Annotated in this window: 10 protein-coding genes; 9 read left to right on the top strand and 1 reads right to left on the bottom strand. The window is 63.7% G+C overall.

Annotated elements, in window-relative coordinates; all coding sequences use genetic code 11:
* Positions 1 to 68 precede the first annotated feature (68 nt).
* The 9 genes from BLS75_RS10195 to BLS75_RS10155 all read left to right on the top strand — a co-directional run bounded on the left by BLS75_RS10195 (position 69) and on the right by BLS75_RS10155 (position 10,602).
* Complete coding sequence (locus BLS75_RS10195; RefSeq protein ID WP_015636744.1) at positions 69 to 800, top strand: response regulator; 732 nt, start codon at positions 69 to 71, stop codon at positions 798 to 800.
* A complete protein-coding gene (locus BLS75_RS10190) occupies positions 790 to 2,259 on the top strand; it encodes an ATP-binding protein (RefSeq protein ID WP_019094564.1) in 1,470 nt (489 codons plus the stop codon). The genes BLS75_RS10195 and BLS75_RS10190 overlap by 11 nt, the downstream gene beginning before the upstream one ends.
* Before the next feature lie 222 nt (positions 2,260 to 2,481).
* Positions 2,482 to 3,741 carry a D-mannose isomerase gene (locus tag BLS75_RS10185; RefSeq protein WP_072450790.1) on the top strand — a complete coding sequence of 420 codons (1,260 nt, stop codon included), beginning with the start codon at positions 2,482 to 2,484 and terminating at the stop codon, positions 3,739 to 3,741.
* A gap of 116 nt (positions 3,742 to 3,857) precedes the next feature.
* Positions 3,858 to 5,150, top strand: coding sequence for an ABC transporter substrate-binding protein (locus BLS75_RS10180; RefSeq protein WP_011062871.1), 1,293 nt, complete (start codon positions 3,858 to 3,860; stop codon positions 5,148 to 5,150).
* 120 nt (positions 5,151 to 5,270) lie between these two features.
* Positions 5,271 to 6,179, top strand: coding sequence for a carbohydrate ABC transporter permease (locus tag BLS75_RS10175; protein WP_011062870.1), 909 nt, complete (start codon positions 5,271 to 5,273; stop codon positions 6,177 to 6,179).
* Positions 6,172 to 7,017, top strand: a complete 846-nt coding sequence (locus tag BLS75_RS10170) for a carbohydrate ABC transporter permease (RefSeq protein WP_011062869.1) — start codon at positions 6,172 to 6,174, stop codon at positions 7,015 to 7,017. Before BLS75_RS10175 ends, BLS75_RS10170 begins: the two co-directional genes overlap by 8 nt.
* 3 nt (positions 7,018 to 7,020) lie before the next feature.
* Positions 7,021 to 8,181: an ABC transporter ATP-binding protein gene (locus tag BLS75_RS10165; protein WP_015636741.1), complete on the top strand. Its 1,161-nt coding sequence runs from the start codon at positions 7,021 to 7,023 to the stop codon at positions 8,179 to 8,181.
* Positions 8,182 to 8,269: 88 nt separating this feature from the next.
* Entirely contained in the window at positions 8,270 to 9,619 is a 1,350-nt protein-coding gene (locus BLS75_RS10160; RefSeq protein ID WP_047288671.1) for a carbohydrate porin, read from the top strand.
* Positions 9,620 to 9,747: 128 nt separating this feature from the next.
* Positions 9,748 to 10,602, top strand: coding sequence for a D-hexose-6-phosphate mutarotase (locus tag BLS75_RS10155; RefSeq protein WP_019094568.1), 855 nt, complete (start codon positions 9,748 to 9,750; stop codon positions 10,600 to 10,602).
* A 31-nt stretch (positions 10,603 to 10,633) separates the two neighbouring features.
* On the opposite strand, the gene BLS75_RS10150 is transcribed toward BLS75_RS10155, so the two are convergent.
* A complete protein-coding gene (locus tag BLS75_RS10150; RefSeq protein WP_169892262.1) occupies positions 10,634 to 11,494 on the bottom strand; it encodes a MurR/RpiR family transcriptional regulator in 861 nt (286 codons plus the stop codon).
* Between the last annotated feature and the right edge of the window lie 157 nt (positions 11,495 to 11,651).

The following is an 11,651-nucleotide window of genomic DNA, read 5'->3' as shown; positions in this document are numbered from 1 at the left end:
GTCGCCCTGGCAGGCGACCCGGCATCAGGCATAATCGCGCACCCTGCCTAACAATAAGGACGGCCCCGGTGAGTTCAGTCAGTAAGTCGATTTTGTTGGTTGACGACGATCAGGAAATTCGCGAGCTGCTGGAAACCTATCTCAGCCGCTGCGGCTTCCAGGTGCGCAGCACCGCCGACGGGGCCGGCTTTCGCCTGGCCCTCAACGAGGCGCCCAGCGACCTGGTGATCCTCGATGTGATGCTGCCGGACGAAGACGGCTTCAGCCTGTGCCGCTGGATCCGCCAGCATCCCAAGCGCAGCCAGGTGCCGATCATCATGCTGACCGCCAGCTCCGACGAGGCCGACCGGGTCATCGGCCTGGAGCTGGGCGCCGACGACTACCTGGGCAAGCCTTTCAGCCCCCGGGAGCTGCAGGCGCGGATCAAGGCCCTGCTGCGGCGCGTGCAGTTCACCCAGGAGCGGGTTGTCGGCGAGGTGCTGTGCTTCGACGAATGGCGCCTGGATGTGATCAGCCACCGGCTGTTTCACAACGATGGCGAGGAGGTGATTCTCTCCGGCGCCGACTTCGCTCTGCTCAAGCTGTTTCTCGACCATCCCCAGGAAATCCTCGATCGCGACACCATCGGCAATGCCACCCGCGGGCGTGACCTGATGCCCCTGGATCGCATCGTCGACATGGCGGTGAGCCGCCTGCGCCAGCGTCTGCGTGACACCGAAAAGCCGCCGCGGCTGATTCGTACCGTGCGCGGCAGTGGCTATCAATTGGCAGCCAATGTGGTTGCCGGCAATGGCCACTGAGGCATTGCGCAAAGTGCTGCGGCGCCTGCCGGTGCCCCGTTCCCTGCTGGGGCGGATGCTGCTTTTGACCCTGCTGGCGGTGCTGTTCGCCCAGGCGCTGTCCAGCGTGATCTGGGTTTCCCAACTGCGCGCCACCCAACTCGAAGGGCTGGTGACCAGCGCCCGCAGCCTGGCCCACTCGATGACCGCCAGCGTCAGTTACCTGCGTTCGTTGCCGGTGGCGTACCGGCCCCTGGTGCTGGACCAGTTGCGCAGCATGGGCGGTACGCGGTTTGTCGTGACCCTGAACGACAAGCCCCTGGGCATGCAGGTGCTGCCCGCCACCCCGCGCAAAGAAGCGGTGTTGCAAGCCGTGGAGCAGGTGTTGCGCCAGTCCCTGGGCAATGACGCGGATATCTCCGTGACCTTCGTCAGCCCCGATGACCTGCGGATCTTCAATGGCGGCCTCAAGCTCGACGAATTGCCGCGCTCCTGGGCCCATTACGCCCTGACCCTGGAACCGGTAAACCCGCCGGTGCTGGTGACCCAGATCCAGATGGCGCCGGGAGAGTGGCTGTACATCGCCTCGCTGTTGCCCGAGCCCTACACCAGCCTGGAAGAACAGGGCCTGCCGGCGCAGCAGGTGTGGTTCATCCTGCTCACCAGCGGTTTTCTGCTGTTGTTCATCGGCCTCTTGGTGCATTGGCAGAGCCGGCCCCTCAAGCGCCTGGCCCGGGCGGCGCGGGACATGTCCCTGGGGGCCGACGTCGAGCCGGTAGCGGAGGGCGGTGGCAGCGAGGTGGTGGAAGTGGGGCGGGCCTTCAACAGCATGCGCGAGCGCATCAGCCGCTACCTGACCGAGCGCAGCCAGCTGTTCAGCGCCATCTCCCATGACCTGCGCACCCCCATCACCCGCTTGCGCCTGCGGGTGGAATTGCTGGAGGACGAGCAACTGCAGGCCAAGTTCGGGCGCGACCTGGATGAACTGGAATTGCTGGTCAAAGGCGCGCTGCAGTGCGTCAAGGACACCGACATCCACGAGAACATCGAGCCGGTGGACCTCAATCAGGTACTCGACTGCCTGGTAGAGCCTTATCTGGCACCCAACGGCAATGGCCGCGTGACCCAACAGGGCCGGGCCCTGGCCAGCTACCCGGGCAAGCCCCTGGCGCTCAAGCGCTGCATGGGCAACCTGATCGACAATGCCCTGAAGTACGGACAGAACGCTCACCTGCACATCGAAGACGACGACAGCGGCTTTGTCCTGCATGTCGACGACGAAGGCCCCGGCGTACCGGAGCAGCGCCTGGAGCAAGTCTTCGAGCCGCACTTCCGTCTTGCTGGCCAGCAGCAGGGCTACGGCCTGGGCCTGGGGATTGCCCGCAACATCGCCCACAGCCATGGCGGCGAAGTCAGCCTGCAGAACCTGCGCGAAGGCGGCCTGCGCGTAACCCTTTACTTGCCCCGGACCTTCGACTGACCTGCCGGCCGTTGTAAGCGCTGGCTTGTGTCGGAGCTGGCTTGCCAGCGAAGGCGTCCTCAAGGGCACCACAGGGCTCAAGGGCCTCTTCGCCGGCAAGCCAGCTCCTATGGGGGAGTGCAATGTCACGGTTTGGTGACATTGCGCTGGTCCTTCGTTACCTGCGGTCGCAGGCGGCTTGATTAGACTCAAGCCTTCGATAAAAACAACAACAGGTCATCCATGGACGCTCTCTCCCTGCCATTCAGCAGTTGGCTGAATGCCGCTGCACATCAGGCCTGGCTCGCCGCCGAAGGCCTGCGCCTGCTGGATTTTGCCAAGGCCTCACGGCTCCCTGCGGGCTTTGGCAACCTCGATGAACAGGGCCGCCTGCCCAGCGGCGCCCAGGCCGAAACCATGAACACCGCGCGCATGACCCACAGCTTCGCCATGGCCCATATCCAGGGCCTGCCGGGTTATGCCGCTCTGGTGGACCACGGCATCGCCGCCCTCGGCGGGCCCTTGCGTGATGCCGAGCACGGCGGCTGGTTCGCCGTGGCCGGGCAGGCCGACGGCAACAGCACCAAGGCCGCCTACCTGCATGCCTTTGTCGCTCTGGCGGCCAGCTCCGCGGTGGTGGCCCAACGTCCCGGCGCCGAGCGTTTGCTGGAGGAGGCCATCGCCATCATTGACCGGCATTTCTGGAGCGAGGAGGAGGGTGCGCTGCGCGAGTCTTTCAACTGCGACTGGAGTGAGCCGGAAGCCTATCGCGGTGCCAACAGCAACATGCACGCCACCGAGGCGTTCCTGGCCCTGGCCGATGTCACCCAGGACTCGCGCTGGCTGACCCGTGCCCTGCGGATCGTCGAGCGGGTGATCCACACTCAGGCGGCGGCCAACGACTTCATGGTGATCGAGCATTTCGACCTCGCCTGGCAACCACTTCGTGACTACAACCGGGCCTTTCCCGCCGACGGTTTCCGGCCCTTTGGCACCACCCCGGGACACGGCTTCGAATGGGCGCGGCTGTTGCTGCACCTGGAGGCTTCGCGGGTGAAGGCTGGCATGCTGACCCCTGGCTGGCTGGTGCAGGACGCGCAGAAGCTGTTTGAAAGCAACTGCCGCCATGGCTGGAGCGTCGATGGCGCCCCGGGCATGGTCTACACCCTGGACTGGGACCAACGGCCAGTGGTGCGCGAGCGCCTGCACTGGACCCACGCCGAGGCCAGCGCCGCCGCTAGCGCCTTGCTCAAACGCACCGGCCAGGCTCAGTACGAGGCCTGGTACCGCTGTTTCTGGGAGTTCTGCGAGGCCCATTTCATCGACCGCAGGCACGGTAGCTGGCACCACGAACTGGGCCCGGACAACCAGCCGTCAGCCCGGATCTGGGGCGGCAAGCCGGACCTCTATCACGCCTGGCAGGCGGTGCTGATCCCGCGCCTGCCGTTGGCCCCGAGCATGGCTTCGGCATTGGCCCAGGTGTCTGTTCCGGGCCTTGTGTAACCATGTGGTGACATTTCCCCATCGCTTCGTTACTCGAATGATCGACTAGGCTGTTTAGACTCGTTTGCAGCGCAAGCACCAGACTTGCATGCATAACAACAAGAAAGGTACTTCAAATGAATGCGATTTCTCGCCTCGCCACTGTCATTTCCCTTGCCTCTCTGTTTCCCCTGAGTGCCCTCGCCGCCGACTCCAAAGGTTCCGTGGAAGTCGTCCACTGGTGGACTTCGGGTGGTGAAAAAGCCGCCGTCGATGTGCTCAAGGCTCAAGTGGAAAAAGACGGTTTCACCTGGAAGGACGGCGCCGTGGCCGGCGGTGGCGGCTCCACTGCCATGACCGTGCTGAAAAGCCGCGCCGTGGCCGGCAACCCGCCGGGTGTGGCGCAGATCAAGGGCCCGGATATCCAGGAATGGGGCAGCACCGGCCTGCTCAGCACCGACACCCTCAAGGACGTGGCCAAGGCCGAGAACTGGGACGGCCTGCTATCGCCCAAGGTGGCCAATACCGTCAAGTACGAAGGTGACTACGTGGCGGTGCCGGTGAACATCCACCGGGTCAACTGGCTGTGGATCAACCCTGCCGTGTTCAAGAAAGCCGGGATCGACAAGGCCCCGACCACCCTCGAAGAATTCTATGCCGCCGGCGACAAGCTCAAGGCCGCCGGCTTCATCGCCCTGGCCCACGGTGGCCAGCCGTGGCAGGACAGCACCGTGTTCGAAGACGTGGTACTCTCGGTCATGGGCCCGGAGGGCTACAAGAAAGCCCTGGTGGACCTGGACCAGAAAACCCTCTCCGGCCCGGAAATGGCCAAGGCCTTCACCGAGCTGAAGAAAATCACCGGCTACATGGACCCCAACCGTGCCGGGCGTGACTGGAACATTGCCGCAGCCGACGTGATCGGCGGCAAGGCCGGCATGCAGATGATGGGCGACTGGGCCAAGAGCGAGTGGACCGCGGCCAAGAAGGTCGCCGGCAAGGACTACCAGTGCGTACCGTTCCCGGGTACCGACAAGGCCTTCACCTACAACATCGACTCCCTGGCGGTGTTCAAGCTCAAGGCCGACCGCAAGGGCGATATCGCTGCCCAGCAGGACCTGGCCAAGGTCGCCCTGGGCAAGGACTTCCAGAAAGTCTTCAGCATCAACAAGGGTTCGATCCCGGTGCGTACCGACATGCTCAACGACATGAGCGCCGAGGGCTTCGACTCCTGCGCCCAGGCGTCGGCCAAGGACTTCCTGGCAGACGAGAAGACCGGCGGCCTGCAGCCGAGCATGGCGCACAACATGGCCACTTCCCTGGCGGTGCAGGGCGCGATCTTCGACGTGGTGACCAACTTCATGAACGACAAGGATGCGGACCCGGCCAAGGCCAGTGCGCAGCTGGCTTCGGCGGTCAAGGCCGCGCAGTAATCCTTGAACCCCGCCGCCGGTACGCCGGCGGCTCACCCGTGACTGTCGCCGCCCTGCCTGTGCCCCGGCCCATGCAGCGACGGTGTGCAGCCCGGATTCACTCCTGACTGGGTTATTCCGATGAGCTCTGTGGCGGTTTTCAGCAAAGCCTCACCGTTAGATGCATTGCAGCGCTGGCTACCCAAGCTGGTGCTGGCACCGAGCATGGTGATCGTGCTGGTGGGTTTCTACGGCTACATCATCTGGACGTTCATTCTGTCCTTTACCAATTCCAGCTTCATGCCGAGCTACAAGTGGGTCGGCCTGCAGCAATACCTGCGCTTGATGGACAACGACCGCTGGTGGGTGGCGAGCAAGAACCTCGCGGTCTTCGGCGGCATGTTCATCGCCATCAGCCTGGTGCTGGGAGTGTTCCTCGCGGTGCTGCTGGACCAGCGCATCCGCAAGGAAGGCTTTATCCGCACCGTGTACCTGTACCCCATGGCGCTGTCGATGATCGTCACCGGTACCGCCTGGAAGTGGTTGCTCAACCCCGGCCTGGGCCTGGACAAGATGCTTCGCGACTGGGGCTGGGAAGGCTTTCGCCTGGACTGGCTGGTGGATCAGGACCGGGTGGTGTACTGCCTGGTGATCGCCGCGGTGTGGCAGGCCTCAGGCTTTGTCATGGCGATGTTCCTCGCCGGCCTGCGGGGTGTCGACCAGTCGATCATCCGCGCCGCCCAGGTGGACGGTGCGAGCCTGCCGACCATCTACCTGAAGATTGTCCTGCCGAGCCTGCGGCCGGTGTTCTTCAGTGCCTTCATGATCCTCGCCCACATCGCCATCAAGAGCTTCGACCTGGTGGCGGCGATGACCGCGGGCGGGCCGGGCTATTCCTCCGACCTGCCGGCGATGTTCATGTATTCCTTCACCTTCAGCCGCGGCCAGATGGGCATAGGTTCGGCCAGCGCCATGCTGATGCTGGGCGCCGTGCTGACCATCCTTGTGCCGTACCTGTATTCCGAACTGCGGGGCAAGCGCCATGACTGACTCCCTTGGCAAACCGACCCTGAACTTCAGCCGGATCGCCATCTACGCCACCCTGCTGCTGGCGGCGGCGGTGTACCTGATACCGCTGGTGGTGATGCTGCTCACCAGCTTTAAGACCCCGGAGGATATCCGCACCGGCAACCTTTTGAGCTGGCCACAGGTGGTGGACGGCATCGGCTGGATCAAGGCCTGGGACACTGTCGGTGGCTACTTCTGGAACTCGGTGAAGATCACCGTGCCGGCGGTTCTGATCTCCACCTTCATCGGTGCAATGAACGGCTACGTGCTGTCGATGTGGCGCTTTCGCGGCTCCCAACTGTTCTTCGGCCTGCTGCTGTTCGGCTGCTTCCTGCCGTTCCAGACGGTGCTGCTGCCGGCTTCGTTCACCCTGGGCAAGTTCGGCCTGGCCAACACCACCACCGGCCTGGTGCTGGTGCACGTGGTCTACGGGCTGGCCTTCACCACTTTGTTCTTTCGCAACTACTACGTGAGCGTGCCGGATGCGCTGGTCAAGGCTGCGCGCCTGGACGGTGCCGGGTTCTTCACCATCTTCGGCAAGATCCTTTTGCCGATGTCGGTGCCGATCATCATGGTCTGCCTGATCTGGCAGTTCACCCAGATCTGGAACGATTTCCTCTTCGGCGTGGTGTTCGCCAGTGGCGACGCGCAACCGATCACCGTGGCCCTGAACAACCTGGTCAACACCAGCACCGGGGCCAAGGAATACAACGTTGATATGGCAGCGGCGATGATCGCCGGGTTGCCGACACTGCTGGTCTACATCTTCGCCGGCAAGTATTTCCTGCGCGGGCTGACGTCCGGCGCGGTCAAGGGGTAAGGCATGGCAACTCTCGAATTACGCAACGTCAACAAGACCTACGGTGCCGGCCTGCCGGACACCCTGAAGAACATCGAGCTGAAGATCGATGACGGTGAATTCCTGATCCTCGTCGGCCCATCCGGCTGCGGCAAATCCACCCTGATGAACTGCATCGCGGGCCTTGAGAACATCAGTGGCGGGGCGATCCTGGTGGACGACGCCGACATCAGCGGCATGAGCCCCAAGGATCGGGACATCGCCATGGTGTTCCAGTCCTACGCGCTGTACCCGACCATGAGCGTGCGCGACAACATCGCCTTCGGCCTGAAGATCCGCAAGATGCCCGCCGCCGAGATCGACGCGGAAGTGGCACGGGTGGCCAAGCTGCTGCAGATCGAGCACCTGCTCACCCGCAAGCCGGGCCAGCTCTCCGGTGGCCAGCAGCAACGGGTGGCTATGGGCCGGGCGCTGGCGCGGCGGCCGAAGATCTACCTGTTCGACGAGCCGCTGTCCAACCTCGACGCCAAGCTGCGGGTGGAGATGCGCACAGAAATGAAGCTGATGCACCAGCGTCTGAAAACCACCACGGTCTATGTCACCCACGACCAGATCGAAGCCATGACCCTGGGTGACAAGGTGGCGGTGATGAAGGACGGGATCATCCAGCAGTTCGGCACCCCGAAGCAGATCTACAACGACCCGGCCAACCTGTTCGTGGCCAGCTTCATCGGTTCGCCACCGATGAACTTCATCCCCCTGCGCCTGCAGCGCAAGGACGGCCGCCTGCTGGCCCTGCTGGACAGTGGCCAGGCTCGCTGCGAGCTGCCCCTGGGGCCCCAGGATGCCGGGCTGGAAGACCGTGAGGTGATCCTCGGCATTCGCCCGGAACAGATCGCCCTGGCCGCGGGCGAGGCCAACGGCCTGCCGACCATTCGTGCCGAGGTCCAGGTGATCGAGCCCACCGGCCCCGACACCCTGGTGTTCGTCACGCTCAATGGCACCAAGGTCTGCTGCCGCCTGGCACCGGACCAGGCCCCCGAGGCCGGGGAAACCCTGACACTGCAGTTCGATCCGGCCCGGGTGCTGTTGTTCGACGCCCAGAGCGGTGAACGCCTGGGCGCCGCCGGGGCACCGGTGACAGAGGCTCGGGGCGGCAATGTGGCGCAGTTCAAGGGTCGCTGAATCCGTGACGGATGGCCTGTCATCCGTCGCCACTGCTGTAAACCGCGTTGGATAAATCGTTAATAACAATAAAGACGAGGATGTAGGGATGAAAAAGCAACACAGCAACACCCGATTGCTCTGCCAGTTGTCGGCGGTGGCGGCCCTGGTCCTGTCCGGCAATGCCATGGCCGATGAGGCGTTCAGCGCCGATTCGAAATGGATGACCGGCGACTGGGGCGGCGAGCGCACCAAGCTGATCGAGCAGGGGATCGACATCAAGGCCGACTACGTCGGTGAAATGGGCGCCAACCTGCATGGTGGTTACAACGACGACAAGACCGGGCGCTACAGCGACCAGTTCGGCCTGGGCGTGGCGTTCGACCTGCAGAAGCTGCTGGGCTGGGACAACACCCAGGCCAAGATCCAGCTGACCAACCGTAACGGCCAGAACATCTCCAACGACCGCATCGGCGACCCGCGTGCCGGCACCTTGAGCTCCTCCCAGGAGGTCTATGGCCGGGGGCACATGGTCCGCCTGACCCAGTTGTGGGTTCAGCACCAGTTCCTCGACGGCAAGCTGGACGTCAAGGCCGGCTACTTCGGCGAAGGCGAAGACTTCAACACCTTCCCCTGCGACTTCCAGAACCTGGCGTTCTGCGGCTCCCAGGTGGGTAACTGGGCCACCGGCATCTGGTACAACTGGCCGGTCAGCCAGGCGGCGCTGCGCATCAAGTACAACATCACCCCCGAGCTGTATGCGCAAATCGGCGCCTACAACCAGAACCCGTCGCAACTGGAGCACGGCAACGGCTTCAAGCTCAGCGGCAGCGGCACCAAGGGCACCGTATTGCCGGTGGAACTGGTCTGGTCGCCGAAGCTCAACAGCCTGCCGGGCGAGTACCGCGTCGGTTACTACAAGAGCACGGCCGATGCCAATGATGTGCGCAAGGACGTCAATGGTCAGGATGCCGCGGACACCGGCGATGCCTATCGCGTGCACAACAGCAAGCACGGCTACTGGTTCGTCGGGCAGCAGCAACTCACCACGCACAACGGTGATGCTTCCCGGGGCCTGAACATCGCCGCCAACGCTACCTTCCACGACAAGGACACCAACGTCGTCGACAACTACCAGTCGCTGATGTTCGTGTACAAGGGGCCGTTCGATGCGCGTCCCAAAGATGACGTCGGCATCGGTTTTGCTCGGATCCATGTCAACGACGATGTGCGCAAGAACGCCCAGCTGATCAACGAGGACAACGGCATCAGCAACTACGACAACCCGCTGTACATGCCGCTGCGCGACACCGAATACAACTACGAGATCAACTACGGCTTCCACGTCACCAACTGGCTGACCGTGCGCCCCAACCTGCAATACATCACCCACCCGGGTGGTGTGGATGAAGTCGACAACGCGCTGGTGGCCGGCCTGAAAATTCAGTCGGTGTTCTAAGGCCGTTGCGATAAGCTCCTTCTCTCTGTGCGCATTTTGCGGATGGCCTGGGCCGTCCGCTTTTTTTTGTCGGGCCGGCGGCCCCCTCATGAGTAGCGAGACAGCATTGATTTTCAGGACTGCGGCCCATGCATGAGCATCCGCTACAACGCTTTTTCAGATCCTTGCGCGAGCGCCCGGTGTTTGCCTGGGAGCGCTATCAACTGCGTGACGTGCTGGTGATCGATCACCCGCTGTGCCAGGCCGTGTTCAGTCGTCAGGGTGCCCAGTTGCTGCACTTCCAGCCGGCCGGACAAAAGCCCTGGCTGTGGTGTGCGGCGAAGTGGCCGCAGGTGGGGGCGATCCGTGGCGGAGTGCCGGTGTGCTGGCCCTGGTATGGGCGCCATCCCAGCGAAAATGCCTGGCCTTCCCATGGCTGGGCGCGGCTGCTGGACTGGAAGCTGCTGGACAGCAGCAGTGATGAAGAGGGCGTGCGCCTGCACTGGCAATTGCAATTGTGCGACTGGAAGGTCGACCTGCATGCGCACCTGGGCCAGAGCATGGACCTGCGCCTGAGCACCGAGCACCAGGACACCGAACCCTGCCAGTTGAGCCAGGCTCTGCACGCCTACTGGCGTATTGGTGATGTCGGCGAGATAGCGCTGTCTGGGCTCGATGGCGCCCAGGGTTATGACCAGTTGAACCGTCAGGTCTGCCAGCAGCAGGGCGAGTTGCGGGTCGAGGGCGGTTGCCAGCGGGTGTTCCAGCACGAGGGTGAGTTGCAGCTCAAGGATCACGCCTGGCAGCGCGAATTGTGCATCGATACCGGTGACCATGCCGACACCGTGGTCTGGCACCCCGGCACCCGGCCGCTGCTGGGGGTGAGCTGGAACGAGGTGTCGCGGTTCGTCTGTGTCGAAGCGGCTGTGGGGGGCACCGACAGCCTGCGCCTGGCGCCCGGGGAGCAAGCGCACCTGAGCTTGCAGGCGCGCGCTGCGGGGTAGGGAGCCGGCTGGCCGGCGAACCGGCCCGGCTTCAGTTGAACTCGTCGCCCACCGGGTAGCGGCTGGCGTTGAGGCTTTCCTTGATCTTGCGCAGGTGTGGCTGGAAATCCACGCCGCGGCGCAGGGTCATGCCGGTGGCCAGCACGTCGAGCACGGTGAGCTGGATGATCCGCGAGGTCATCGGCATGTAGATGTCGGTGTCTTCCGGTAGCGGGATGTTCAGGCTCAAGGTGCTGGCCTTGGCCAGTGGCGAGTTTTCTGCGGTCAGCCCCAGCACCGAGGCGCCGTTTTCCCGTGCGATACGCGCCACTTCCACCAGTTCGCGGGTGCGGCCGGTGTAGGAAATGATCACGAACAATTCGCCGGTATGAGCCACCGACGCGATCATCCGTTGCATCAGCACATCGGCGTGGGCGGTGACGGCGAGGTTGAAGCGGAAGAACTTGTGCTGGGCGTCCAGGGCCACCGGGGCCGAGGCGCCGAGACCGAAGAAGTGGATCTGCCGGGCCTGGATCAACAAGTCCACGGCCTTGCTGATCAGGTTCGGGTCCAGGGCCTGGCAGGCGCTGTCCAGGGAGGCGATGGCGCTGCCGAAAATCTTTTGCGTGTAGGCTTCTGGGTTGTCGTCGGCCTCCACGGCACGGCTGACATAGGCCGCACCGCTGGCCAGGCTCTGGGCCAGTTGCAGCTTGAGTTCAGGGTAGCCGCTGACGCCAAAGGAGCGGCAGAAGCGATTGACCGTCGGTTCGCTGACCGAGGCAGCCTGGGCCAGGGCGGCGATGCTGAAGCGAGTCGCCTGCTGCGGGTTGAGCAGGATGACTTCGGCGACTTTACGTTCCGCCTTGTTCAGTTCTTCAAGACGGTTCTGGATCTGCTCCAGAAGGTTTCGCACTCGGTCCATTAAGGTTTCCTAGATCGGCTAGACAGGCGCTGCGGGCAGGGCCGGGAAGCGGTCAATCGAGCAAGGCGCGCCGACGGATTGTCGGTGCAGGCCTTTTGAGCTTGCTGCGATTGCGCTGCGCACCGGGTCGCTGGCGCGCCTGCAATGC

Source organism: Pseudomonas sp. NFPP12, assembly GCF_900103205.1.
Classification (GTDB): domain Bacteria; phylum Pseudomonadota; class Gammaproteobacteria; order Pseudomonadales; family Pseudomonadaceae; genus Aquipseudomonas; species Aquipseudomonas protegens.
The sequence above is the reverse complement of the archived record's forward strand: the minus strand, read 5'-3'. Positions and strand labels throughout refer to the sequence as shown.